The 26,923-nt window shown below is 32.7% G+C and carries 27 protein-coding genes and 1 tRNA gene; 16 read left to right on the plus strand and 12 right to left on the minus strand.

Annotation, left to right across the window (positions count from 1 at the left end; translation table 11 throughout):
• Window positions 1-68: 68 nt before the first annotated feature.
• The 7 genes from GYM72_RS07660 to GYM72_RS07690 all read right to left on the minus strand — a co-directional run bounded on the left by GYM72_RS07660 (window position 69) and on the right by GYM72_RS07690 (window position 6,775).
• A complete protein-coding gene (locus GYM72_RS07660; RefSeq protein ID WP_220263990.1) occupies window positions 69-1,169 on the minus strand; it encodes an ABC transporter permease in 1,101 nt (366 codons plus the stop codon).
• Window positions 1,166-2,272, minus strand: a complete 1,107-nt coding sequence (locus GYM72_RS07665) for an ABC transporter permease (RefSeq protein ID WP_160564482.1) — start codon at window positions 2,270-2,272, stop codon at window positions 1,166-1,168. The genes GYM72_RS07660 and GYM72_RS07665 overlap by 4 nt, the downstream gene beginning before the upstream one ends.
• Window positions 2,273-2,308: 36 nt before the next feature.
• Entirely contained in the window at window positions 2,309-3,040 is a 732-nt protein-coding gene (locus GYM72_RS07670) for an ABC transporter ATP-binding protein (protein ID WP_160557031.1), read from the minus strand.
• A complete protein-coding gene (locus GYM72_RS07675) occupies window positions 3,009-3,920 on the minus strand; it encodes an ABC transporter ATP-binding protein (protein WP_220263991.1) in 912 nt (303 codons plus the stop codon). Before GYM72_RS07675 ends, GYM72_RS07670 begins: the two co-directional genes overlap by 32 nt.
• A 66-nt stretch (window positions 3,921-3,986) precedes the next feature.
• Entirely contained in the window at window positions 3,987-4,883 is an 897-nt protein-coding gene (locus GYM72_RS07680; RefSeq protein ID WP_255571476.1) for an HlyD family secretion protein, read from the minus strand.
• Window positions 4,884-4,887: 4 nt separating this feature from the next.
• On the minus strand, window positions 4,888-6,153 hold the full coding sequence (locus tag GYM72_RS07685; protein WP_220263993.1) for a TolC family protein: 1,266 nt from the start codon (window positions 6,151-6,153) through the stop codon (window positions 4,888-4,890).
• A 10-nt stretch (window positions 6,154-6,163) separates the two neighbouring features.
• Window positions 6,164-6,775 carry a TetR/AcrR family transcriptional regulator gene (locus GYM72_RS07690; protein WP_220263994.1) on the minus strand — a complete coding sequence of 204 codons (612 nt, stop codon included), beginning with the start codon at window positions 6,773-6,775 and terminating at the stop codon, window positions 6,164-6,166.
• Between the two features lie 436 nt (window positions 6,776-7,211).
• Here GYM72_RS07690 and pdhA point away from each other — a divergent pair, with 436 nt between their 5' ends.
• The 7 genes from pdhA (at window position 7,212) to GYM72_RS07725 (ending at window position 12,499) form a co-directional block, all read left to right on the plus strand.
• A complete protein-coding gene (gene pdhA / locus GYM72_RS07695; protein ID WP_160541812.1) occupies window positions 7,212-8,216 on the plus strand; it encodes a pyruvate dehydrogenase (acetyl-transferring) E1 component subunit alpha in 1,005 nt (334 codons plus the stop codon).
• Window positions 8,217-8,238: 22 nt separating this feature from the next.
• On the plus strand, window positions 8,239-9,864 hold the full coding sequence (locus tag GYM72_RS07700) for a 2-oxo acid dehydrogenase subunit E2 (protein ID WP_220263995.1): 1,626 nt from the start codon (window positions 8,239-8,241) through the stop codon (window positions 9,862-9,864).
• A 109-nt stretch (window positions 9,865-9,973) separates the two neighbouring features.
• Window positions 9,974-10,399 carry a nucleoside-diphosphate kinase gene (locus GYM72_RS07705; protein ID WP_160557025.1) on the plus strand — a complete coding sequence of 142 codons (426 nt, stop codon included), beginning with the start codon at window positions 9,974-9,976 and terminating at the stop codon, window positions 10,397-10,399.
• 96 nt (window positions 10,400-10,495) lie between these two features.
• Window positions 10,496-10,972, plus strand: coding sequence for a cytidine deaminase (gene cdd / locus GYM72_RS07710; protein ID WP_166004545.1), 477 nt, complete (start codon window positions 10,496-10,498; stop codon window positions 10,970-10,972).
• Window positions 10,973-11,065: 93 nt separating this feature from the next.
• Window positions 11,066-12,019: a methylenetetrahydrofolate reductase [NAD(P)H] gene (metF, locus tag GYM72_RS07715; RefSeq protein ID WP_220263996.1), complete on the plus strand. Its 954-nt coding sequence runs from the start codon at window positions 11,066-11,068 to the stop codon at window positions 12,017-12,019.
• Entirely contained in the window at window positions 12,020-12,379 is a 360-nt protein-coding gene (gene folB / locus GYM72_RS07720; RefSeq protein ID WP_220263997.1) for a dihydroneopterin aldolase, read from the plus strand.
• A 49-nt stretch (window positions 12,380-12,428) separates the two neighbouring features.
• A tRNA-Cys gene (locus GYM72_RS07725) sits at window positions 12,429-12,499 on the plus strand.
• A gap of 34 nt (window positions 12,500-12,533) precedes the next feature.
• On the opposite strand, the gene GYM72_RS07730 is transcribed toward GYM72_RS07725, so the two are convergent.
• The 4 genes from GYM72_RS07730 to GYM72_RS07745 all read right to left on the minus strand — a co-directional run bounded on the left by GYM72_RS07730 (window position 12,534) and on the right by GYM72_RS07745 (window position 17,377).
• Window positions 12,534-14,234, minus strand: coding sequence for an enoyl-CoA hydratase-related protein (locus GYM72_RS07730; protein WP_220263998.1), 1,701 nt, complete (start codon window positions 14,232-14,234; stop codon window positions 12,534-12,536).
• A gap of 205 nt (window positions 14,235-14,439) precedes the next feature.
• Window positions 14,440-15,618 (minus strand): acetyl-CoA C-acyltransferase, encoded by a 1,179-nt coding sequence (locus GYM72_RS07735; protein WP_220263999.1) that lies wholly within the window; start codon window positions 15,616-15,618, stop codon window positions 14,440-14,442.
• Window positions 15,619-15,776: 158 nt separating this feature from the next.
• Window positions 15,777-16,841, minus strand: a complete 1,065-nt coding sequence (locus tag GYM72_RS07740) for a 2Fe-2S iron-sulfur cluster-binding protein (protein WP_220264000.1) — start codon at window positions 16,839-16,841, stop codon at window positions 15,777-15,779.
• 125 nt (window positions 16,842-16,966) lie between these two features.
• A complete protein-coding gene (locus tag GYM72_RS07745; protein WP_220264001.1) occupies window positions 16,967-17,377 on the minus strand; it encodes a hypothetical protein in 411 nt (136 codons plus the stop codon).
• Between the two features lie 189 nt (window positions 17,378-17,566).
• Here GYM72_RS07745 and GYM72_RS07750 point away from each other — a divergent pair, with 189 nt between their 5' ends.
• Window positions 17,567-18,781 (plus strand): MFS transporter, encoded by a 1,215-nt coding sequence (locus GYM72_RS07750; protein WP_220264002.1) that lies wholly within the window; start codon window positions 17,567-17,569, stop codon window positions 18,779-18,781.
• A gap of 53 nt (window positions 18,782-18,834) precedes the next feature.
• Here GYM72_RS07750 and GYM72_RS07755 read toward each other — a convergent pair whose 3' ends face one another.
• Window positions 18,835-19,281 (minus strand): type I restriction enzyme HsdR N-terminal domain-containing protein, encoded by a 447-nt coding sequence (locus GYM72_RS07755; protein ID WP_220264003.1) that lies wholly within the window; start codon window positions 19,279-19,281, stop codon window positions 18,835-18,837.
• Between GYM72_RS07755 and holA the strand changes: the two genes are divergently transcribed.
• The 8 genes from holA to hisA all read left to right on the plus strand — a co-directional run bounded on the left by holA (window position 19,253) and on the right by hisA (window position 26,906).
• Complete coding sequence (gene holA / locus GYM72_RS07760) at window positions 19,253-20,302, plus strand: DNA polymerase III subunit delta (RefSeq protein WP_255571478.1); 1,050 nt, start codon at window positions 19,253-19,255, stop codon at window positions 20,300-20,302. The two genes, GYM72_RS07755 and holA, sit on opposite strands and share 29 nt — an antisense overlap.
• 99 nt (window positions 20,303-20,401) lie before the next feature.
• Entirely contained in the window at window positions 20,402-20,692 is a 291-nt protein-coding gene (locus GYM72_RS07765; RefSeq protein WP_160541799.1) for a putative quinol monooxygenase, read from the plus strand.
• Between the two features lie 293 nt (window positions 20,693-20,985).
• Window positions 20,986-21,843, plus strand: coding sequence for an ATP phosphoribosyltransferase (gene hisG, locus GYM72_RS07770; RefSeq protein WP_220264004.1), 858 nt, complete (start codon window positions 20,986-20,988; stop codon window positions 21,841-21,843).
• Window positions 21,844-21,918: 75 nt separating this feature from the next.
• Window positions 21,919-23,199, plus strand: coding sequence for a histidinol dehydrogenase (gene hisD / locus GYM72_RS07775; RefSeq protein WP_220264005.1), 1,281 nt, complete (start codon window positions 21,919-21,921; stop codon window positions 23,197-23,199).
• Window positions 23,200-23,271: 72 nt separating this feature from the next.
• Window positions 23,272-24,309 (plus strand): histidinol-phosphate transaminase, encoded by a 1,038-nt coding sequence (gene hisC, locus GYM72_RS07780; RefSeq protein ID WP_220264006.1) that lies wholly within the window; start codon window positions 23,272-23,274, stop codon window positions 24,307-24,309.
• Window positions 24,306-25,400: a bifunctional histidinol-phosphatase/imidazoleglycerol-phosphate dehydratase HisB gene (hisB, locus tag GYM72_RS07785; protein ID WP_220264007.1), complete on the plus strand. Its 1,095-nt coding sequence runs from the start codon at window positions 24,306-24,308 to the stop codon at window positions 25,398-25,400. Before hisC ends, hisB begins: the two co-directional genes overlap by 4 nt.
• 117 nt (window positions 25,401-25,517) lie before the next feature.
• The gene (hisH, locus tag GYM72_RS07790; protein ID WP_160564518.1) at window positions 25,518-26,096 is read left to right on the plus strand and encodes an imidazole glycerol phosphate synthase subunit HisH; all 579 of its coding nucleotides are present in this window, start codon (window positions 25,518-25,520) and stop codon (window positions 26,094-26,096) included.
• Between the two features lie 96 nt (window positions 26,097-26,192).
• On the plus strand, window positions 26,193-26,906 hold the full coding sequence (gene hisA, locus GYM72_RS07795; protein WP_220264008.1) for a 1-(5-phosphoribosyl)-5-[(5-phosphoribosylamino)methylideneamino]imidazole-4-carboxamide isomerase: 714 nt from the start codon (window positions 26,193-26,195) through the stop codon (window positions 26,904-26,906).
• The last annotated feature ends 17 nt before the right edge of the window (window positions 26,907-26,923 follow it).

Consider the following 26,923-nt stretch of genomic DNA (forward strand, 5'->3'; position numbering starts at 1 on the left):
GTCAAAAATAATGCTTAAGAAACTTATAAAGAACATGTTCTATGCCTTTAAATAACTCTTTCAGACTCTCAATTTGTTTTTTTGTAGCTTACAATTGCACCTACATTCAACACTACAGCAAAGATAATAATTATATATAATTGATGAGAGATATCAGCCAACGTACTTCCTTTCATATAAACCAGCCTCATCACTTCAATAAAGTAACGTACCGGATTAAACATGGTAACGATTTGCGCCCATCTGGGCATACTGCTTATCGGAGTATAAAGTCCGCCCAATAAGAAAAATATAATTATAATAAAAAACAACACAAACATGGCCTGTTGTTGCGTAGATGAAAAATTTGAAATTATTAACCCAAATCCGGTAAATGCAATAAGGTAGAAAAAACAAAATATATAAATTATTATAGCATGACCGGCCGGAACTAACCCGTATACCAACCAGGCTATTAGCATACCAACAGTTAGTATAAACATTCCCATAACCCAGAAAGGAATCAATTTTCCTATAATAAAAATATATTTTGGAATAGGAGTAACATTGATTTGCTCAATGGTTCCTGCTTCTTTTTCTTTAACAATATTCAAGGAAGAAAGCGCCCCGCCTATAATACTGAGTAGCATAACCAAAATACCGGGCACCATAAAAATTCGATAATTCATTTCTGTATTATACATATAATAGGGCTTAACAATAATTTGTCCCGAACTTTGAGACTGACTAACCAGTTCCCGATTGTAAGCTGCTAAGATTTGTCCTAAATACGAAGACCCTAAACCTGCTTTTTGTCCGTTTATGGCATTTACCGAAAGCATAACATCGGTTGATTTTTCTCTTATAAAGGTATTTTCAAAATTATGGGGAATTTCTAAAATCAAGTCTGCTTCATTTTTTTCGACGATCTTCAATGCATCTGAATAAGACGTTGAATAATTGGCCAATTTAAAATAGCCGGATGAAATTACTTTTTGTATCAATTCTCTGGAAGCCGAACTGTGATCGTTATCTATTATGCTTAATAAAATATTTTTCTGTTCAAATGTGGCTGCCCATGGCAATACTAATAATTGAAAAACAGGCATAAAAAATACCAATCTCAAAATAGTTTTATTCCTGAATATTTGAAGAAATTCTTTTTCTAATAAAAATTTTAATGTTCTCATAACCTGTTTTTAAACATTTTGATACTTACCACTAATAAGAAAAGAGTCATACCAATAAGTATCAGACATTCTTGCCAGATAGCAAAAAAACCAAGCCCTTTAATCATTACATCTTTAACGGCAGTAATAAACCAGGTAGCGGGTAAAATGGTTGATATTATTCTAAGCGGTAAGGGCATATTTTCTACGGGAAATATTAATCCAGAAAGCAACAATGTGGGAAGCAATAATCCCATGCCCGAAATTAACATGGCAGCTTGTTGGGTTTCCGTTATGGATGAAATTAAAATCCCCAACGATAAGGTTGATAGAATGAAAATTGTACATAGAAAAAGAAGTAAAAGTAAATTTCCTTCGATAGGCACTTCCAAGATGGTAACAGATATAATTAATATAGAAAAAACGTCAATAATGGAGATCAGGAAATAAGGAACCACTTTCGCTAATACGATGCTTATGGGTTTTAACGGAGAAACTAATAATATCTCCATAGTTCCTTGTTCTTTTTCTTTTACAATGGAAATAGATGTCATCATTGAACAAATTAACATAAGAACCAATCCCATAATTCCCGGCACAAAATTATACGCACTTTTTAATTGTGGATTATAAAGCATTTTAACCTGACTTTTAATTACATAAGATCCTGAACTCGCTTTATTCATTTGTTGTTTTTGATATTCCGATATAATTTGTTGCAAGTAGCTAACTATGGTAGATGCTTCATTAGGATCTGATGCATCTACAATAAGTTGAACTTCACTAGTTCCTTGATGATACAAGTCTTTATCAAATCCTTGAGGAATAACCACCGCCAATTTAGCTTTTCCTAGGCGAAAACGTTGTTCAACCTGTTCTAATTTGTCCAGGTAGCCTGTAAGGTCAAAATATTTACTGGCATTTATTTGTTCTATAAGTTGTATGGATTGGATGGTTTTAGAATTATCTAATACAATGAAAGAGGTATTTTTAATTTCTGTCGTAATAGCAAACCCAAATATCATAAGAAGTGCTATAGGCATAATTAAAAGCATAAGCATAGTTCTAAAATCACGGGTGATGTGAAAGATTTCTTTCTTTATAAAACTAAAAAATTGATTCATGCCCTATTCTTATTTTTTCCTTTATTTAGTTAAAATCTATTCTCTTTTTGCTCCTCTTGCCAATATTTGAAAAACTTCATCCATTGTTTCCGCATGATATTTATGACGAAGTCCCGCAGGCGTATCCAATGCTTCAATTTTACCATCGACCATAATTGAAACCCGATTACAATATTCTGCTTCATCCATATAGTGAGTTGTAACAAAAATGGTTATCCCGTTATTGGAAGCCTGATAAATCATTTCCCAAAAAGTACGTCTTGCTATGGGGTCTACTCCTCCGGTGGGTTCATCCAAAAAAACAATTTCAGGAGAATGAAAGGTCGACACTGCAAAAGAAACTTTTTGCTTAATTCCTAAGGGTAAAGATTTAACCAAAACATCCCTTTCTGTTTCTAAGGAAAGTTCCTCTAAGCATTGTTCCGTTTTTACTTTAATATCTTTAGTGCTCATTCCATAAATACCACCAAATAATCGCATATTTTCTTTAATGGTTAAATCTTCATATAACGAAAATTTTTGGCTCATATATCCGATATTTTTTTTAATCTTATCCGACTCTTTGTAAATATCGTATCCTGCAACAATTCCTTCCCCTGAGGTGGGAGATAACAATCCACAAAGCATTCGTATGGCTGTTGTTTTTCCTGCACCGTTTGCTCCCAAAAAACCAAAAATTTCACCTTTTGATACTTCAAAGCTTATATGATTGACTGCAATAAAATCGCCAAATTTTTTAGTTAACTCTTTCGTTACTATGGTTTTCATTTTTATTCATTAAATAAATAAAACAATCTTCGATTCCCGGTTCAATTTCTTTTACTTCAGCTCCCTCTATCGTAACCTTTTCATTTTTAAATGTCACGTGCAAATATTCTCCGAATATATAACAGCTGTTTATTTCTTTTTGTTTGCGTAATTGCTGAAGAAGTTTATAATTATTATCAGATCGCACCGAATATAATTTATACGGATATTCTTGCGTAATCTGCTTAGGAGTATTGACAGAAAGTATTTTTCCTTCTTGAATTAGCGCAATCTTATCACATAAACTTGCTTCATCCATATAAGGAGTAGAAACCATTATAGTAATTCCCTGTTGTTTAAGTCGGGTTAACATATCCCAAAATTCTTTCCTGGATACGGGATCTACTCCTGTGGTCGGCTCATCTAAAAATAAAACCGAAGGCTTATGTATTAAGGCACAACATAGGGCTAGTTTTTGTTTCATTCCTCCCGAAAGTTTACCTGCTCTTCTCTTCTTGAAGGGTTCGATTTGAACATATATATCTTTAATTAAATCGTAATTTTTTTCTACCGTTGTATTGAATACCCGAGCAAAAAAATTAAGATTCTCTTCAATACTTAAATCTTGATAAAGCGAAAATTTACCGGGCATATACCCGACTCTTTCCCGTATTTGTAAAAAGTTTTTCTTTACATCAAATCCATCTACAAATGCCTTTCCTTTATCCGCTACCAACAAGGTAGTTAATATTCTAAACAGAGTGGTCTTTCCAGCTCCATCGGGACCTATTAAACCAAATAATTCTCCTTTATTAATTTCAATAGATATATCTTGTAAAGCTTCAACCGGAACTTTCCCTGTATAGGTTTTTGAAATATTTTGTATGGAAATAACACTCATTATCTTTTTTTATATCTTCACTATAATTTAGCCTTGTTTACTTATAGAAAATGAAAATAGAATTTATCAAAAATCTACATCACCATACATACCTATTTTAATAAGTCCGTCAGTATTTGTTACTGCGATTTTTACCGCATACACTAAATTTTGACGCTCATCCTGGGTCTGAATGGTTTTTGGAGTGAATTCGGCTTTATCGGATATCCATGTAATAGTGCCCGGATAGGATTTTTGTTTATCTTCAGAAATATTTATAAATACTTTAACTTTCTGTCCTATTTTAATTTTTTCTAATTGTTCTGAAACTATATATGCTCGTAAAAATAAATTTTTAGTATCTGCAATTTTATAGAGTGCTTTACCTTGAGTAACAACTTCTTTTTCTTCAACAAATTTGTTTAAAACAGTACCCTGAATTGGATTAATAATTTTACATTTTTTTAATTGATCTTCTATTTGGGATACTTGAACTGTATTGGTGTTACTTTCTTCATTGAGACTGTTAACCGATGTTGAAAGTGAATTTTCTTGCGCATTTAAAGATTTTTTAAGAACTTCAATTTGTGAATTCGCATCATCCAGTTGTTTTTGAGTAGCTGCATTATCTGCCAATAATCTTTGAATTCTTCTTTTTTCAAATTCAGCTTTCGCAATCTGTTCTTTTATGGAAGAAACTTGGACGGATATGTCCGGTCTTTTTACCTGTATGGCTTTATTGGTAGCTAATAATTGTCTTTTCTTTAAATACAGCTGGATGCTGTCAACATATCCAACGTATTGTCCTTTGGCCAATTGATCTCCTTCCGTTAATTGAAAAGATTCCAATTTACCGTTAGCTTCCGATGAAACAATCACTTCAGTTGCTTCAAACGTTCCCGACGCATCATGCTCAAATTTATTTCGATTACAAGATAACAGGAACATAAACGTTCCCAGGGTAAATATTATTAACTGTCTCATAGTTCTAATTTCCTTGTGTATATTTATAATTATAGATACTTTGTAAATATTGCATTTCATGTATAGACTGTGTTACTCGTGCCTGATTTTCTGCATTAATATCTCCGATTAAATCATTCATATTGTAAATTCCATTTTTATACTTACTCTCTCCGGCCTTTTTAACACTATTCCTTAACCGAATAATTTCATCATCTTTTACCATCAATTGTTCATATTTATTTATTTCATTCTGAATTTGGGTAAGCTGAACATGGGTGTTAAATAAAAAGGTTTCTCTTTGAGATTGAAGTGAATTCCTGTCATTTTTTAACAATCGATATTCGTTTTTCTTTGTGTATAAGTTTCCAAAATTCCAACTTAAACGCACCCCGCCAATAGCATACGTTTTAAAATCTGAGTTCAACATATTTAAACCGGGTTTTCCATACCCTCCTTGAGCAAAAAGTGAAAATTTAGGCATATTTTTAGCTTTTATCGTACTCTCTTTGGCTTCATATACTAAATTTTGCTTATCATACATCCTTAATTCGGGACGAGAAATCTCTTGATCAAAATTGATACTTTTGTCCGGAAGTTTCAGTTCAACTCCTTGACTTATTTCTTCATGTATAAATAAAGAAAGCATTTTTATATAAGCCATTCGTAAAGTGGTAAGTTCAATTTTTTTTTGATCGGTGTTTAATAATTCCACTTTAACCAAATCTAAATCAGATACCATGGCAACGCCATTTTTTAGCATGGCACTAACCAGGTTATAATTGGTTTGTAAATCGGAGTTTAAAACATCCAATTGATTTAATTGCTTGTCAATCGTTAGAATTCCAAAATACAATTGATTAATTTTTTCCCTTACAGTATATAAGTTTACTTCAAGCTTTTGCTTTTCAAAATCTGAATTCGCTTGGGTAATTTTTTTTTGAGATCGCGTTGCTCCTCCATCCCATAGCAATTGTGTAACATCTAAAGTTATTTTGTATTGATCTTTATCCATTTCGGGAATATTGTAACCCGGAATCTTTATGGGTATTTTAGTTACTTGAGTTTGATAAGAAGCCTGTCCACCGAGAGAAATTTGCGGCAAGTAATTTTTTGCCAAATTATCCAAAGTATAGTCTTCGGCTAGAGAAATTAAATCATATTGTTTAATTAACGGATAATTTTCTCTTGCTTTTTCCTGACATTCTTCCAGATTTATTACCGATAACTGTGAAAACAATAGACAAGGAAGTAAACATACTTGTAAAAAAATATACGTTTTAGTTTTCATAATCTCATTATTATACTAGCTTTAACATTGACTTTAACCAGATTGGAACTAAAGTTTTTCGTTGTTCGATGAAATCTGCAAAACTTTTTTCATCCATTTTAGTTACATATTTTATAAAGGGTTGCCCTATTATCGGAAAAATAGACATGGAAACTAGATTTATAAAAAAATGTATAGCTGTAAAATTCAACTTTTCTTTATTTATTTGCGCATTGATCTGTTTGAACATATAAGTATCTTGAATAAAACCTTCAGGAATTTTAACCCTATCAAAAAGATGTTGTGGATTAGCCTGTAATTCACTGAATAAAAAAAGAGGCAAATTTGAATTTTTGAACATTCCTTCTATATATCTTAAGACTCCTGCATCTATTTTCTCAGACAAGGTTGTTTGTTTATTATTCATTATATGTTCCAGATAAGAAAACATTTCTTCTATGCTCTCCTGCATCACTATTTCAAATAAATTTTCTTTACTTCTGTAATAATAATTTAGCAGAGCCAAATTGATACCCGCCTCTTTTGCTATATCTCGGGTACGGGTTAAACCAAAACCTTTTTTTTGAAAAACGCGCTTTGCCGCCTCCTTAATTTTTTGCTCTGTTGACACATCTCTGACCATATCCTGATTTTCATTTCCAATTTTATAACTTATTCATTGCAATCGTATTGCATTTTTTATACCACTAAATATATTTTAATGCAAATATATTTAAATTTTTGATTTAATCAAATGATTAAATTTTATTTAATGAATAGTTTTTTCATAACTATAACTTCTATAATAATTCTTTTAAATGATCAGATATATATCGAAATGAAATTTAATGCATTGAAAAATTAGACAAATAATATTTCTACTAAATAAAAATAAAACAAACAATAATATGAGTAAATTATTATACTCAATTATTAAATCAGCATTAAATAAAAATAAATATTTATTATTATAAATAATTTAATATAAATAATCATGATATAAGTATTTAAACTTATAAAATCTAAATTTTGTTAGTTCATAGTATTTGATGTAAATTTGCGTGTCAAATTGTACAAGGATGAAAGAATTTAGTAAAGAAGTATACCTCAAGTGGTTTGAGGATATGACTATGTGGAGAAGATTTGAGGACAAAGCTCGTTCTCTATATTTAAAAGATAAAATCAGAGGTTTTTTGCATTTATATAATGGCCAAGAGGCAATTGCAGCAGGTTTTACTCATGCAATGGATATAACCAAAGACAAGATTATAACCTCTTATCGTTGTCATGCTCATGCGTTAGCCATGGGGCTGGATCCTAAAGTAGCCATGTCTGAATTATGCGGTAAAGCCACCGGTTCATCTCAAGGATTGGGTGGATCTATGCACCTTTTCAGCCGTGAGCACAATGTATACGGTGGACATGGTATTGTAGGTGGTCATATCCCGTTAGGTGCCGGTATAGCCTTCGCAGATAAATATTTTGAACGCGACGCGGTTACTATTTGCTACATGGGTGACGGTGCAGTAAGACAAGGTACTCTACATGAAACTTTCAATATGGCTATGAACTGGAAATTACCGGTAGTATTTGTTTGTGAAAACAATCAATATGCTATGGGTACATCAGTTGAAAGAACTACTAATAATTTGGATATTTACCAATTAGGACTAGGGTATGAAATGCCATGCGCTCCGGTGGATGCAATGAATCCTGAGACAGTTGCAGAAGCAGCTTACGAAGCTATTGAAAGAGCAAGAAGAGGAGATGGTCCTACGTTCCTTGAAGCAAGAACTTATCGTTTCAGAGGACACTCTATGTCTGATGCTGAGCCTTATAGAACGAAAGAAGAGGTGGAAGAACACAAAAAAGAAGACCCGATTCTATTCGTAAAACATAAAATTTTATCTAATAATTGGGCAAGCATCGAAGAATTAGATGAAATAGATAAAAGAATAAAGGATGAAATGAATGAAGTTGGTAAGTTTGCAGAAGATGCTCCTTACGCTGATGATGACGTATTATATAAATATATATATTCAGAGCCAAATTATCCTTTTTTAGATAAATTAGAAAACCAATAAAAACACGAATCAAAACCAAATTATGGCTGAAGTTATAAAAATGCCTCGTCTGAGTGATACCATGACTGAGGGAAAAGTATCTAAATGGAACCTAAAAGTAGGAGATCCTGTAAAAGAAGGCGATATCTTAGCAGAAATTGAAACAGATAAAGCTGTTCAGGATTTTGATTATGATGGTGATGATGGTATCCTTTTATATCAAGGAGTTAAAGAAGGTGATGCTGCACCGGTGGATTCTCTTTTAGCTATTGTCGGAAAAGCAGGGGAAGACATCAACGCATTAATTGGAGGTACTAACAGCAATTCTTCATCTTCTGAACCAACAACTAATAACGACTCTAGCAATACGAATACAACTTCTACCCCTTCTGCTTCTGTAGAAATCCCTAAAGATGTGGAAATTATCAAAGTTCCTAGACTTAGTGATACCATGACTGAAGGTAAAGTTTCTAAATGGAATGTTAAGGTTGGTGATACCATTAAAGAAGGCGATGTTATTGCTGAAATAGAAACAGATAAAGCGGTTCAAGATTTTGAATACGATGGTAACGGCGGAGTTTTATTATACCAAGGAGTAAAAGAAGGAGATTCTGCTCCAATTGAATCTTTATTGGCTATCGTAGGACCTGCAGGTACGGATGTTAGCGGAATTATTGCCGGAGGCACTGCTGCTTCTACTACAACTTCTAAACCTGCTGCTTCTGAGCCGACAGCTGTCGCATCCAATGACTCTAAACCTTCTTCTGAAGCTAATACAGTTTCATCCGGAAACGGTAAAATATTCGCTTCTCCTTTAGCAAAGAAAATTGCTAAAGAAAAAGGAATTAGCCTAGATCAAATTAAAGGAAGTGGAGACAATGGAAGAATTATTAGAAAAGATGTTGAAAATTTTGTTCCAACAGCTTCAACTACTACAGCTTCTGCCTCTTCAGCTAAATCTGCGCCGGTTGCTCCGCAAATAACTCCGGGTGTAGACACTGAAACTCCAAACTCTTCCATGAGAAATGCTATTGCTAAAAGTCTTAGCCACAGTTTATTTACTGCTCCTCATTACAATTTGGTATTTGAAATTAATATGGATAATGCTATGGAAGCTAGAAAAGCTATCAATAGCCTTCCTGATACCAAAGTATCTTTTAACGATATTGTAATTAAAGCCGTTGCAATTGCTTTAAGAAAACATCCGCAAATTAACAGTACTTGGTCCGATACTAAAATTATCCACCGTGGAAATATAAATGTAGGAGTTGCCGTAGCAGTTGAAGATGGATTAGTAGTTCCGGTAATTAAAAACACCGATTACTTATCTTTAACTCAAATTTCATCAGCAGTAAAAGACTTAGCCGGAAGAGCTAGAGATAAAAAATTAAAAGCTAATGAAATGGACGGATCTACTTTCACTATTTCTAACTTAGGAATGTTTGGAGTGGAATCTTTCAATTCAATTATTAATCAACCGAATTCATGTATTTTATCCGTAGGAGCTATCATACAAAAACCGGTAGTGAAAAACGGACAAATTGTGGTTGGTAACACAATGCAAATATCATTGGCATGTGATCACCGTGTAGTAGATGGTGCTACCGGAGCTCAGTTTTTACAAACTCTTAAAATGTATCTTGAAAATCCGGTATCATTATTGGCTTAAGAGATTAAAATATTTAATTAAAAAACACTCAATTCTTTACAGAATTGAGTGTTTTTTTTTAACTTTATTTTATTATTACTTAGCTTAACTTTTTTAAATATATATTTTTATGTCTAATTTTACTCTTACTATGATAAAACCCGATGCTGTTTCTAAAGGGCTAACGGGAACTATTTTAAAAGATATTACTGAAGCCGGTTTTAGTATCATTGCTTTAAAATTAACCTCCCTCACCTTAGCAGATGCCCAAAGATTCTATTCAGTACATCAGGGCAAACCTTTTTTTGAGGACTTAGTGAATTTTATGACCTCCGGACCTATAATTGCAGCTGTTTTAAAAAAGGAAAATGCTGTGGAAAATTTTAGAAAGTTAATCGGTGCTACCAATCCCGATCAGGCAGAAGAAGGTACCATCCGCAAAAAATATGCGGAAAGCACACAACGAAATGCTATTCATGGATCAGACAGCGACGAAAATGCAGCGATTGAAGCTCATTTTCATTTTGCAGAAAGAGAAATCTATTCTTTCTTATAAATAATTTTTGTTTTAGCAAATAGATCATACAGGATAATTATTTTACCCATTTTTATAATTTATTAGTAACTTAGGTGCACTTAATAAGTATTAAACATGATTAAAGTCTTAGATCTAAAATATGAAGAGTACTCCCAATGGGAAGATCTTTCCGACCAAGACTTAGTAGTAATTAATAAGGCTAAAGAAGCCCGTAATTCTGCTTATGCCAATTATTCTAATTTTAAAGTTGGAGCCGCCTTATTATTAGATAATGGTAAAATCTTAACAGGTAACAATCAAGAGAATGCCGCTTATCCCAGTGGTTTGTGTGCAGAAAGGACCGCTATTTTTTATACTATAGCAAATTATCCGTCTGCTAAAATAATAAAAATGGCTGTAGTTGCCGGAAAAGATGATAATAGTTCCATTCCTGTCTCTCCTTGCGGAGCCTGTAGACAAGTACTTATTGAATACGAATTCAGACAAAAAATGCCTATTGAATTTCTTTTTACCGGTTTGAAAGGAAAAGTAATTAAATTTAACCAATGTGCTGATTTACTACCCTTTTCTTTTAATGAAAGTGCTTTATAATTATAATGAATAAACTATAAATGATAATAATAACAACTAAAAATATTTTTCATCTTCTAATAAAATGGCCTGTTTTGAACAAAAATAATTAATATGAAAGTTACAGAACATATTTCCAATGCAAAGGGAAAAACTTTATTTTCCTTCGAAATACTCCCGCCTAAAAAAGGAGAAGATTTACAAAATATATTTTCCAATATTGATCCTTTAATGGAATTTAATCCTCCTTTCATTGATGTAACCTATCATAGAGAAGAATACGAATATAGAGAGTTACCTAATGGATTGATACAAAAAATTGTTACAAGAAAACGTCCCGGTACAGTGGGTATATGTGCTGCAATTCAACAAAAGTATAAAGTTGACGCAGTGCCTCATTTAATATGTGGTGGGTTTAATAAAGAAGAAACTGAAAATATTCTTATCGATTTTAATTTTTTAGGTATTGATAATATTTTAGTTTTACGGGGAGATCCTATCAAAAGTGAGGGTATATTTAAACCACACTCCCATGGACATTCATATGCTAATGAACTGGTGTCTCAAGTTCAAAACATGAATTCAGGTAAATATCTTCATGAAGAATACGCTCATGGAGCTACTGATTTTTGTATTGGCATAGCCGGATATCCTGAAAAACATTTTGAAAGCCCTAATTTAGATACGGATTTAAATTATTTAAAGCAAAAAATTGATGCCGGAGCTGATTACATTGTTACTCAACTGTTTTATGATAATACTAAATATTTTGAGTTTGTAAAGAAGTGTAAAAATATCGGAATTACTGTACCGATCATACCCGGCATAAAGCCCGTATCTATAAAAAAACATCTGAATATTCTTCCAAACATTTTTCACATAGATATGCCTCAAGAGTTAGTTATGGCCGTAGAAAAATGTAAGGATAACAAAGCAGTGTATGAGGTGGGAATAGAATGGACGGTTAGTCAATGCAAGGAATTAATGAAGCAAGGAGTTCCCGTACTTCATTTTTATTCAATGGGAAGATCTGAAAATATAAGAAAAATTGCTAAACAACTTTTTTAAATGCAAAAAATAAAATTAAAAAATATAAAAATTTACGCCTATCATGGATGCTTAGAAGAAGAAGCTAAAATTGGTTCCTTTTATATAGTTAATGTGACAATACGGTTAAACTTAGAAAAATCCGGAAGATCTGATGAGCTTAATGATACTGTTAATTACGGAATTGTTGCACAAATAGTTAAAGATCAAATGGCTATTCGTTCTAATCTTTTAGAACATGTTGCCAATCGAATTATAAGAGAAATTAAATTTCAATGTAAAAAGGTAAAAGCTGTAAAAGTCTCTGTTGCAAAGGTAAACCCTCCTCTACATGTAAATTTAGATCATGTAAAAGTAACTTTTAAAAAGAAATTTTATTAGATTTTAATTTTAATTCAAAAAAAATTGTAGATTTGCAATCCAACAAAACGGCTTCGTGGCCGAGTGGCTAGGCAGAGGTCTGCAAAACCTTGTACAGCGGTTCGAATCCGCTCGAAGCCTCAATAAAAACCATCTCAATTGAGATGGTTTTTTATTATTCCTTATTTTGTTTAACTCTTGCCCAATTGGCGATCAATCGATCCGGAGTATTACAAGCTCTTTTTTTAAGCACAAAACAATTTCTTTTTACAGAAAAAGAATTTCGGTCGTAAAGCATATCTTCTTTCATCTCTTCTAATTCTTTCTTTCTACACTCAGCTGCTTTTTCCGAATCAAAAGGTTTTTTTAAGGCTTTTTTATTTACTTCTTCTGATTCTTTAGCTTGTACCCATAACCATTCATTGAAATTGTTTATTTCCCTGGGACCTATAGAGTCAATTAATCCGATCTCTAATGCCCTGGTTACACTTATGGGTAAACATTCTTCGGTTAATTTTCTAGCTTGTTGCTCTCCCACCCGTTTAGGCAAAGTATATGTCCAATATTCTGAACCGTATAATCCCATCGTGGCATAATGAGGATTTAGTATTATTCCATCTCTGGCAGCTATAAAATCAGCTGTTAAAGCTAACATTACTCCTCCCGCTCCGGCACTTCCTGTCAAACCGGCAATTACCCATTGTTTCGTATCTAAAAGTTCTAAACATACATCGTCTATAGCATGTATATTTTTCCAAGCCTCTTCTGCCGGATTTTCTGCTGCTTCTATCGTATTAAGATGTACACCATTGGAAAAAGCATTGTATCCCCCTTTAATTATCAACACATTCGTTTCCTGTTCTTTAGCAAATTGAATAGCTTTTATCATCCTTTCACATTGTTGGGTACTCATGGCACCATTGTAAAAATTAAAGGTTAACTCTCCTATTTTTCCTTTTTGGGAATAATGTATTGTACTGTACTCCTCATTAGATAAAACCATATCGTACAATGAAAGTGTTAAATCTTTTAGACTTTCTGCTTTTTCTTTTAAAACTTGTACAGCCGGTAGTTTAAAGGGCAATTGGTTTTTAGCTGCTCTTTTTAACGATCCAATCCATAAACTTTTTTCTCCTGTTCCAATTAAAACTGCATCTTCACGGCGGGCTAAAAGTTTTCCCGCTTCACCTTCACGATGATCCAAATATGCATCATATATATAAAATTTTTCACCTTCTATTTCTGCTAATACACCGGGTATTCCTTCTGCTGAATTTACTATATTTAAAATATCTTTTGCTGAACTAGTCCATTCAAAATGACGATCTGATTGCTTCATATTAGGCTCTAACCTTCCTTTTACGTTTTCGTTATTATAATCTAACGGGGTAGGTTTTTCTTTATTTATAAATTTATCAATAACCTCAAAAATACATTTTATAGCGGCATCACTTACAAAATTGTTATAAAGCTCTGATTTTCGTATTAAAGCAGGTTTTTTAAATTCATGACTTGCCCAAATAGGACCGGCGTCCATTTCTTCTACGGCTTGTAAAGCAGTTACTCCCCATGTGTCAAGATTTTTTAAAATTGCCCAGTCCAAAGAGGAGGCTCCTCTATCTCCTCTAATACCCGGATGGATAATTATGATAGGTCTTGTCTCATTTTTCCAAAGAACTTCAGGCACTCTATCTTTTAAAAAAGGACAAATAACAAGGTCCGGATGGGCAGTTTCGATTGAATTTATAACCTCTTGTTCTGTGGTAAAAAGTAAAAAACTAACCTGATATCCTGCTTCTTTCAATGAAAGCCAGACTCTTTGAGTTAATCCGTTAAAGGCTGATGAAAGCAAGATAATATTTAATGTATTCTTCATAATTTCTAATATTATTTAATTCAAAATATAATTTTTGTTTACCTAACAAATATATATAAATCAATTAAATATTTTTATAATATTAATATAATTTAAATTTAAATTATATTAAATATTTTATAGACTATTCAAACTTATTACCTGAATTGATAATAAAAAAGGCAGATTTTTTAAATCTGCCTTTTTTATTATATTTTATAAAAGTTTATATATTTTCAAGTATAATTGCACTAGCTCCTCCTCCTCCATTACAGATTGCTGCCGCTCCATACTTTGCATTATTTTGTTTTAACACATGGATTAAAGTAACTATAATTCTCGAACCGCTATTGCCTAAAGGATGCCCTAAAGAAACAGCGCCTCCATTTACATTTACTTTTGAACTATCTATATTTAGTATTTTGGCATTCGCTAATCCAACTACGGAAAATGCTTCATTGAACTCAAAAAAATCAATATCATCTAAAGATAAATTTGCTTTTTTTAGGGCTTTGGGAAGAGCTAAGGAAGGTGCTATAGTGAATTTTTCAGGCTCACAAGCAGCATCTGCATAGGAAATAATTTTTACTAACGGTTTTAATCCTAATTCTTTAGCTTTCTCAGCTGTCATTAGTATTAGTGCTGATGCTCCATCATTTAAAGTGGATGCATTGGCTGCAGTTACAGTTCCTTCTTTCTGAAAAACAGGGGATAGTTGTTTTAGCTTATCGAAATTTACATTTTTAAATTCTTCATCTTCTGAAATGACTATCGGATCTTTTTTTCTCTGAGGAACAGTCACAGGCACAACTTCATCTTTGAATTTACCGGATTTCCATGCTAATTCCGAACGTGTATACGATTGTATGGCGAAAGTATCTTGCTCCTCTCTGGAAATGTTATACTCTTCTGCACAAGCATCTGCACATATACCCATATGATTGCGATCGTATACATTTATCAACCCGTCTTTTAGTAAACCATCAATTAACTTTTGATCTCCCAACTTGTTTCCAATTCTTCCTTTTGTTAGATAATAAGGTACTTGCGACATGGATTCCATTCCTCCTGCCACTACTATTTCATTATCTCCTGCTTGAATGGATTGTGCGCCAATAATTACCGCTTTCATTCCTGAAGCACATACTTTGTTTATGGTAGTACAAGGGACGTTATTCGGTATTCCGGCTCCTAAGGAAGCTTGTTTAGCCGGTGCCTGTCCTACATTGGCCTGTAAAACATTACCCATAAAAACCTCATTGATCAAAGTTTTTTCCAATTTAATTTTATTCAGTGCACCTTCAATGGCTGCTGACCCTAATTGCACCGCTGAAAGGCTTGATAGACTGCCTAAAAAACTTCCTATGGGTGTTCTCGCAGCAGAAACAATAACTAGTTCTTTCATTTTTTAATGGTAGTATATTTTTAATCTTTAATTTTTTACTGTTGACTTGTGGTAAATATACTTATTTTTACTTTATCATACGGTATTTTGCTTCTATTCTTATCATTAAAGAAAGATGAAAATTAATAGAGTACACACAAGAATGTTTTAAAAAATTTTTATGCTTCATCTAAATTAATGGTCAATGTTTTTGTTTTAGGATGAGCCATACAGGTTAGTATTTTACCTTTTTTTAGATCATTTTCTGTTAAAACTAAGTTTTCATCTAAATATACTTCCCCTTCAGTTTTAGTACAAATACATGCTCCACAAACTCCTCCTTTACAGGAATAAGGAGCTTCTACTCCACTATCCAGCAAAGCAGTAAGTAAGGAAGAACCGTTATTTATCCAATTCATCGTTTTTGTGATTTTCCGAAATGTATAGGTAACTTTTACTTCTTTTACTGTAGAACGTTTGACTTTATCATCAAAAAAAACTTTTTCAACCGGCTCATACAATTCGTAATGTATATTTTTTTTTGGGATACCTTGCTCATAAATAGCATTAGCCAGGGTAACGATCATATCTTTTGGACCGCAAATTAGTGCTTCGTCCAATTCATCCCAATCCATAATTTGATTTATGATTAATTTAATTTTGTGAGCATCCAATTTTCCCTCAAAAAATTTATCTTGCATTTCTTGGCGAGTATAAAAAAAATAAGGGAAAAAATTAGTAGGATTTTGTTTTTGTAATTCAGTCAATTCATCTTTAAAAATTGCTTCATTTTCATTCGTATTACCATAAAAAAGATAGAATTGAACGTTAGGCTCATGATATAAGGTATCTTTGATAATGCTTACAATCGGGGCTATACCACTACCGGAGGCAAACGCTGCCAAAGTTCTTTTTTCATTGGGTCGCGAGGGAATTCCAAAAGTTCCCATGGGAGCAGAAATCGATACAGGATATCCTTCCTTCACATGGTTTTGCACAAATTCAGATACAAATGCATTTTTAGCCTTTTTTATAGCAAAAGACAGATATCCTTCAAACGGTGCAGTACATATCGAATATTCCCTTTCAAAGATTTCTCCATTGATCACAAATTGAAAACGAATAAATTGTCCCGCTTTCCAAAGGAATATAGATTTTAATTCTTCAGGAATTGACAAGTCTAATCGAACACTTCCTGCAGTAAGCGGTATCACTTTTTGTACACGTAAGGAATAAAATCGCATTATTTTATTATTTCTTTTAGGTCTGCAAAAATACCGGATTTAAATTAAAAAAATCTTAAATCGTTTTAAGGATTTATCCGAAAAATAATGTGATTATTTAAAAAAAACAGATTTAAACACAACTTTTAAGGTATGGTTTCCGCATGGTTTTGTGAAGAAATTATACTGTCAACAATATATTTAGTATATCCTCTCCAAGGTAATGCTCCGAAATATTCCTTATAGTGCAAGATAACATCCTTTCCGGTAAGCTTCATTAATTGATGCGCTAACTCTTCATTATCCACAGAAAATTCAAATTCATTAGATTGCATACCTCCGGTGGTTCTTGATTTGAATCCGGTTTGAATTAATTTTCCTTCATAAGTTTTAAAAATAATCCCTTTATGCATGATATAATTTAATTGCCCTGACTTTACACTGCTGTCTCCATAAGGTACATAATAATACACATAAAATATTGCAACCCCTAAAACGCAGATAATTAAGAATAGGATTGTCATTGTTTTTTTCCATGAACCTGATTTATTTTCCATATCGAACTTATGTATTTTTCTGAATTAATTGTTTTCATTTTCATTTTTGTCCCATTAAGTGAATTACCATAGTTCGATACTTATAATCATCGTAAAAGTTAGTTTATCAACTTTTTATAATCCAAATTTATTCCAATTCGTACAATTAGTAATATATTTGCTGTTATTTTTTTCACCATACCTGTAACTATGGAAAAATCATCTCAACCAACCGGTACTGCATTCACCTTGTTGTCGTTATTAGCACTATCTCATATGTTTAATGACACATTGCAATCGGTTATACCTGCCATATATCCGCTTTTAAAAAATTCATTGGCTCTAACGTTTACTCAAATAGGTTTGATAACCCTTGTTTATCAAATGTCCTCCTCCTTATTCCAACCCATAATCGGAATTTATACCGACAAGCATCCTCAACCCTATTCTTTACCCGTTGGAATGACTTTCAGCATGATGGGCGTTATATCCCTGGCCCTTGCCACTAATTTCACTCATGTGCTATTAGCTGTTTTTTTTACAGGATTAGGATCGTCCATATTTCATCCGGAAGCTTCTCGTCTTGCCTATCTGGCTTCGGGAGGTAAGCACGGTCTGGCTCAATCCATCTTTCAAGTGGGCGGAAATTTCGGAAGTTCCATAGGTCCTTTAATTGCGTTATGGATTATAACTCCTTATGGACAAAAAAATGTGGGAGGGCTAGCCATCATCGCTTTATTGGGTATTGGAATAATGCTTGTAATCAGCAAATGGTACAAAAAAAATTTAGTTGTTTTAAAAACCAAAAAAGAATCCGAAAAAAATATCGGAGATCAAAATTCCATAAATAATACTTCATTGCCTCGACCTAAGGTAGTTTTAGCTATAGGTATTTTATTACTACTGGTTTTTTCAAAATATGTTTATATGGCAAGTCTTACCAGTTATTATACTTTTTATCTTATTAATAAATTTGGTGTTAGTATTGATGAAGCTCAAATCTATCTTTTCGCTTTTTTATTTGCTATTGCAGCAGGTACAATTATTGGCGGCCCTGTAGGTGATCGAATAGGTCGAAAATATGTAATTTGGATTTCCATTCTCGGAACTGCTCCTTTTGCTCTCTTAATGCCTTATGCAAATCTTACTTGGACATGCATTTTAAGTATTTTCATAGGATTGATTTTGTCGTCAGCCTTTTCGGCCATTCTCATCTATGCTCAAGAATTAGTACCCGGAAAGGTGGGACTTATAAGTGGACTTTTTTTTGGTTTGGCTTTTGGAATAGCCGGAATAGCTTCTGCTATTCTAGGTAAAATTGCCGATAAGACAGGTATTCAATACGTATACTATCTTTGCTCCTTTTTGCCTTTATTGGGATTGGTAGCATCTTTTCTACCCGAAACTAAGAAAAGAAATAAATAAGCTCCTAATTTTTTAATTTAATTATTTTTTTTGTTTTAAAGTTGTTAAAATTATTAGGACCAATCAAAATCGTCAACAATTTTATACTGATTATTAACAGGGTCGTAACTGAAATACAAGTGTTTAAATCCATTGGTTAATAAAATATATTTGGATTTAATTTGCGTATTATATCGAGCGGCCTGTTCAAAGGTAGTTTGAGTAATAGGTATTTCAGGAGCTTTGCATTCAACCAATAATCTGGGTTCTGATTTTTTATACAGTAAGATATCCAAACGTTTAGTTTGTTGATTGAGGTTTATTTTTTTTTCGATTATAAACGCTGATTGAGGAATCTTTTTTTCGGTTTTAAAATAAAAAATAATATGTTGCCTTACCCATTCTTCAGGTGTTAGAATTAACCATTTTTTTCTAACTTCGTCAAGAATATACCAAAGAGATTTTTCCTCCTTTATTTGAAAATTATATTTTTTGGGAAAATTTAAAACCGGAAGCTCCATTATTCTAATTATGAAAGAATATAATAATTTAGTCAAAGATATTAAAAATAAAAAGTTTCTGCCTGTATATTTTTTACAGGGTGATGAGCCTTTTTACATCGATAAACTTACCGAATTACTGGAAGAAAATGTCCTAAGGGAAGAAGAAAAGGCTTTTAACCAAAATATTATTTACGGAACAGAATCTGATTTGGATCAAATTATATCTTTGGCAAAGCAATTTCCAATGGGAGCCGATAAACAGCTTTTAATAATTAAAGAAGCAAAGGGGTTGCCTTTTGACAAATCCGAAGCCTTTGATAATTATATAAAAAATCCTCAGCCTTCAACTGTATTGGTCATCAATTATAAATACAAATCTTTAGATAAAAGAAAGTCGGTAACTAAATTACTCAGTAAACAAGGATATATTTTTACAAGCGAAAAGCTATATGACAACCAAGTACCCACTTGGATCGGTTCATTATGTCACTCTAACGGTTTGGAAATTGACGAAAAATCCAGGATCTTACTTGCCGAATTTTTAGGTACTGAACTCTCTCGTATTGATAACGAAATTCAAAAACTTAAATTAATTGTAGGTAACTCCAAAAAGATAACTCCTGAAATCATTGAAAGAAATATTGGAATCAGCAAAGAATACAACAATTTCGAATTAAGAAAGGCCATCGTTGAGAAAAATACGAAACAGGCTTATAAAATAATAGACTATTTTGAAAAAAACCCAAAAGCAAATCCTATTGTTTTGACTTTTGGAACATTAATAAGTTTATTTTCCAATATTCTTATCGTACACACTTTACCGATAAAAACTCCTCAAAATATAGCTAAGGAACTTCGTATTAACCCTTTCTTTGCTAATGAGTATTTAACCGCCATTAAAAATTATTCTTTAAAAAAAACTACTGCATGTATTGCTTATTTGCGAGATGCAGACATGAAATCCAAGGGAGTGGATGTTTCATCTCATGCAACTTCTAAAGATATTTTAATGGAAATGTTATATAAAATACTACATTAATCAAAACATATTCATTACATACTATTAAAAATTATTTAAACAACATATATCGGGTTTTAATTATATTAATTACTTTTGATGTATTAAATTATTTATACCATGTCAGAATTAAAAATAATTGCAACCATACAAGTAAAACCTGACTATCTTGATGATGTTAAAAAAATAGTGTATTCCTTAGCAGATGGCTCCCGCAAAGAAGAAGGTAATATATCTTATGATTTACACGAAAGCATAAAAGATCCTTTAAAACTTTCTATAATTGAAGTATGGAAATCCCAAGAGGCTATTAATATTCATAATAATACCAAGCTATTTAAAGATTTTATAAAATTCATTGATGGCAAATATGATGAGTTAGATATTGATGTCATCAAACAAATTTACTAGACATATAAGATTATGTTATTAATTTATATAGTAACCCCTTCATTTATATAGGATAATATAATTGTAATTTATTATTAGTGCTTTATTATATTTTTTATAAATTTGTACCAATCAATATAAACAAAAATGATTCAAACACATATACATCATCATCATTATTTACACACTTACAATCAGGTGAGGTAAGTAATTTTGTTATGCAAAATGTCAAAATAAATAATAGCCGCCTGAGTTTTCGGGCGGTTTTTTTTTAGGATCACTTCAGTAGTAAAGAAATTTAAAAACTATGGCTAATGAGTAAACTGAAAATTGCTATCCAAAAAAACGGACGGCTAAGTCAAAAATCACTGGAATTATTGAGTGAATGCGGAATAAAAATTCCAAATGGTAATCAAAAACTGAAAACTGTATCAACCAATTTTCCTATTGAAATCTTATTTCTTAGAGATGATGATATCCCACAATATGTAGAACAAAATGTAGCCGATATTGGGATTTTAGGTGAAAACGAAGTTTGGGAAAAAGACCGAAATGTAGAAATCATAAAGAAATTAGGTTTCGGTAATTGCCGAATGTGTTTGGCTATACCTAAAGAAGAAACATATACCGGAATTGCTTATTTTAACAATAAAAAAATTGCTACTAGTTATCCTAAAATTTTAAAGAAATTTTGCAAAAAAAACAATGTAAAGGTTGAAATTGAAGAAATCGGCGGAAGCGTTGAAATAGCACCGGGAATAGGTTTGGCTAATTGCATTTTCGATATTGTCAGCACCGGAAGTACACTTCTAATGAACGGACTAAAAGAAGTGGAAACCGTTACTAAAAGTGAAGCAGCCCTTATAAAATCAAAAAAACTCTCTCAAGACAAACAAGAAATTCTAGATAAATTATTGTTCAGAATTCAATCGGTACTATATTCACGAGAAAATAAATACATTTTGTTGAATGCTCCTAATGAAAACCTGAAAGATATTATTTCTTTATTACCCGGAGTAAAAAGTCCTACTATTTTACCCCTGGCAAAAGAAGGATGGAGCAGCGTACATTCTGTAATTAAAGAAGATAAGTTTTGGGACATCATAGAACAATTAAAAGAATTTGGAGCGCAAGGAATTTTAGTCATTCCTATTCAAAAAATGATTCTTTAAATTTTTATAATAAAAGGAATAACCCATTCAGTTTACTTAACAATCAACCATTTTATCTATTAATAGAGCTCAAAAATGAACATTATAAAATATCCTCCTGTAAATGATTGGCACCAATTAGTTAAAAGACCTGAAAATGAAAAAGTTTCGTTATATGAAACCGTAAAAAATGTATTTACCGATGTAAAAAATGAAGGTGACGCAGCCTTAAAAAAATATACTCTTCAATTTGACCAAGTGTCTTTAACTAGCTTTACTGTTTCCGAACAAGAACTTCTTGAGGCGGAATCATTAGTTTCCGATGAATTGAAACAAGCCATCTTACAAGCTAAATCCAACATTGAAAAATTTCATTTTTCTCAAAAAGAAAAGAAGAAAATTATTGAAATACAACCCGGTATCGAATGTTGGAGGGAATCCAGAGCTATAGAAAAAGTTGGATTATATATTCCCGGAGGGTCTGCACCGCTTTTTTCGACCGTTTTAATGTTGGGAGTACCCGCTATCATTGCAGAATGTAAAGAAATTGTATTATGCACCCCTCCCAATAAAGAAGGCAAAATACATCCTGCTATTTTATATGCAGCAAAAACAATAGGCATCAAAAATATATACAAGGTAGGAGGTGTTCAAGCCATCGCAGCGATGACTGTAGGTACAGAATCCATTTCACCTGTCTATAAAATTTTCGGTCCGGGAAACCAATATGTAACCGCGGCTAAACAATACGCCCAAGAGTTTAAAGTCAGCATAGATTTACCTGCAGGGCCCAGTGAGGTATTAGTAGTGGCCGATTCGTCCGCTAATCCTGCGTATGTTGCTTCCGATTTGCTCTCACAAGCTGAGCATGGCCCTGACAGTCAAGTTGTTTTCCTAACCACGGATTCAGAAATTTTAAATCAGACCCTAGCCGAGATCAATACTCAACTTGAAAGTCTTCCTCGAAAAGAAATTGCTAAAAAAGCTTTACGAAATAGTCTAGGTGTTTTATTGAATTCCTTAGAAGAATGTTTTCAATTGAGTAATCTTTATGCTCCGGAACATCTGATCTTAGCTATTGATCAAGCCAAAAACTATACACACTCTATTGAAAATGCGGGATCAGTATTTTTAGGCAATTACAGCTGTGAAAGTGCCGGAGATTATGCAAGCGGAACGAACCACACATTGCCTACTAATGGCTATGCACGAAATTACAGCGGGGTTTCTCTGGATAGTTTTTACAAAAAAATCTCTTTTCAAGAACTAACCAAAGAGGGATTGCAAAAGATCGGAAATACTATAGAATTAATGGCTGAAGCTGAAGAGCTGCAAGCTCATAAAAATGCGGTAAGCATACGTTTACGAACCAATTAAACTAATTTATATATTTTATTTAAAAATAAATAGGGTAGAATTAACGCTTTTAATTCAATAAAAATAATAACCATGAAAAATATAAATCAACTGGCCCGTCCTAATGTGCTTGCCATGCATCCGTATTCTTCCGCAAGAGATGAATCCGGAGGAATAGAAGGTATTTTTTTAGACGCCAACGAAAACCCTTTTGGAAACAATAACCGTTATCCGGATCCTTACCAAAAGGATCTAAAACAAAAATTAAGTGAAATTAAAAACATTGCAACGGAAAAAATTTTTATTGGGAACGGAAGTGATGAAATAATAGATCATATTTATCGGGTATTTTGCAATCCCGGTAAAGACAAAGTCATGTTTTTTAGTCCAACTTTCGGAATGTACCAGGTAGCAGCAGAGTTGAACGATGTTACGATTGTTGATATTCCTCTAACATCCGATTTTCAAATCAATATCGAAGAAGCTCAAAAATATTTCAACGATGATAATTTAAAAGTAATTGTTATTTGTACTCCCAACAATCCGACCGGCAATGCGATTAATCCAAAAGATATTGATTTTATACTAAAAAACTTTAACGGAATTGTTGCAATCGATGAAGCATATATAGAATTTACCGACCAACCTTCCTATCTGGAAAAAATGGATCAGTACCCACATCTTGTACTGTTCCAAACGCTCAGTAAGGCTTGGGGTATTGCGGGAGTACGTATTGGTATGGCCTATGCTCAACCTGAAATTATACATTTACTTAACAAAGTAAAGCATCCATATAACATCAGCGAATTGAATCAAAAGGAAGCTTTGGAAGCGCTGAATCAAAGCAGTGAATTTGAAAAAAGAAAAAAAATTATTCTTGAAGAAAAAGAAAAATTGCGTTCTGCTTTGGAAAAGCTATCGCTAGTAACGAAAATTTACCCTTCCGATACGAACTTCTTGCTCGTTGAATTCTCCAATTCCAATCAAGTTTTCAAACAATTAATGCAAGAAGGTATTATTGTACGAGATCAATCTTCCAAAATTAACAACAGTCTTCGTATTACGGTTGGATCTCCGGAAGAAAATTTAAAATTAATTAATTCATTATCTAGGCTAAACGATACCTTATGAAAAAAGTATTATTTATAGACCGTGACGGCACTTTAGTTAAAGAGCCTCCGATAGATTACCAATTGGACAGCTTGGAAAAATTGGAATTTTATCCCCTGGTTTTCCAAAGCCTTTCCAAAATATCCCGTGAAATGGATTACGAATTGGTTATGGTAACCAATCAAGATGGATTGGGTACCGAATCCTTTCCTGAAGAAACTTTTTGGCCTTCACAAAATAAAATCATCAAAGCTTTTGAAAATGAAGGAATAACGTTTTCTGAAATTCTGATAGACAGAAGTTTTGAACATGAAAATCTCCCTACACGAAAACCCGGAACGGGAATGTTAACTCATTATATAAAAGAAAAGTATGATCTCTCCCATTCGTATGTAATTGGCGATCGATTAACCGATGTACAATTAGCAAAAAATTTAGGCTGTCGTTCTATATATATGGGAACGGAAGAAAATTCCGGTGCAGAATTACAAACGCAAAGCTGGGACGAAATTTATCACTATTTAAAAAAGCAACCCCGAAAAGCTAAAGTGATTCGTAATACTAAAGAAACCAAAATTTCCGTGGAAATAAATTTAGACGGTTCGGGAAAAAGCTCCATATCCACAGGCTTAGGCTTTTTTGATCATATGTTGGAACAAATAGCTAAACATGGTTCAATGGATTTATATATTAAAGTAGACGGAGATTTGAATGTAGATGAACATCACACAATAGAAGATACGGGAATTGTTTTAGGTGAAGCTATTTTACAAGCGCTTGGAAGTAAAAAAGGAATTGAAAGATATGGATTTCTGTTGCCGATGGATGATTGTTTGGCTCAAGTAGGCATCGATTTCGGGGGGCGTCCGTGGATCGTTTGGGAGGCAGAATTTAAAAGAGAAAAGATCGGAGAAATGCCAACCGAAATGTTTTATCATTTTTTTAAATCTTTTAGCGATAATTCGAAATCTAACTTAAATATAAAAGCGGAAGGAAATAATGAACATCATAAAATAGAAGCTATTTTTAAGGCCTTTGCAAAAGCTATCAAAATGGCTGTTAAACAAACCGATGATAATTTTGCCATTCCAAGCACAAAAGGCAGTTTATAGTACTAAAACTTATTTTTTACTTTTTACCGTTTATTTCTTAAGTTTTAGATAATAAAGTAATTCAAACATTTAAGAAAAATTCATACTTTCAAAAATTATAAAAAAGGCTTGTGAAAAATGATAGCAATTATAAAATACAATGCAGGTAATATTAAATCAGTACAAAACGCACTAACACGCTTGGGGGTTGAATCTGTTGTTACCGATGATCCCAACACGATAATACATGCCGATAAAGTTATTTTTCCGGGAGTAGGCGAAGCCGGAAGTGCTATGTCATATTTACAAGAAAGAGGTATGGATGTTTTAATAAAATCGATTACACGTCCTTTTTTAGGGATTTGTTTAGGGCAGCAGTTAATGTGTTCTCATTCGGAAGAAGGCAACACCCATTGTCTAAATATCTTCGATGTTAACGTTCGAAAATTTCCTTCTACCGATATTGTGCCTCATATGGGTTGGAATACAATCTATGATTTAAAGGGAGAAATTTTTAAAAAAAATACTGACCATGATGATGTATATTTTTTGCATAGTTACTATGCGGATTTATGTGCAGATACTTCTGCTACCTGTACTTATATTTTACCGTTTAGTGCTGCTTTACAAAAAGACAATTTTTTTGCTACTCAATTTCATCCCGAAAAATCGGCAGATGTGGGAGATCAAATATTAAAAAGTTTTATTGAACTGTAATTTCCTGTTCAGATAAAAAGTTATCATTCAATCAACGGTATGTTACGAGAAAACCCTCGTAACTTTAATAAAAAATAATATAGCTGAAATAAAAAAATGAGAATTATACCCGCCATAGATATTATTAAAGGAAAATGTGTACGTTTAACTAAAGGAGATTATTCTACGGAAAAAATTTATCGGGAAGATCCTTTGGATGCCGCTAAAGAATATGAGGATATCGGAATTCAATATTTGCATGTGGTTGATTTAGACGGCGCAAAATCCAACCGAATCATCAATTATAAAATACTCTATAAAATAGCTTCCCAAACAAATTTAAAAATTGATTTTGGAGGGGGCTTAAAAAGCGATGATGATTTGAAAATTGCATTTGAAAATGGAGCTTCACAAATTACGGGCGGAAGTATAGCCGTAAAAAATCCTGAATTATTTCTTTCTTGGCTTTCAACTTTTGGAAATGATAAAATTATTTTAGGGGCAGATTGTAATCATCGAATGATAGCCACCCAAGGTTGGACAGAATCTTCTTCTTTAGATGTAGTTGATTTTATTAAAGAATATGAGAAAAAAGGCATTCGCTATGTAATTTGCACAGATATTTCTAAAGACGGAACTTTAGAAGGCCCATCAAATCAATTGTATGAAGAAATCCTTCAATCGGCTTCCATACATTTAATAGCCAGTGGGGGGGTGTCTTCGCTGGAAGATTTGCTTAAACTAAAGGAACTAGGTTGTGAAGGCGCTATTATCGGAAAGGCTATTTATGAAGGAAAAATCAAATTGAAGGAACTTAAGCAATTTTTATAAAACGGGTAAAGTAATTT

Source organism: Apibacter sp. ESL0404, from assembly GCF_019469245.1.
GTDB lineage: Bacteria > Bacteroidota > Bacteroidia > Flavobacteriales > Weeksellaceae > Apibacter.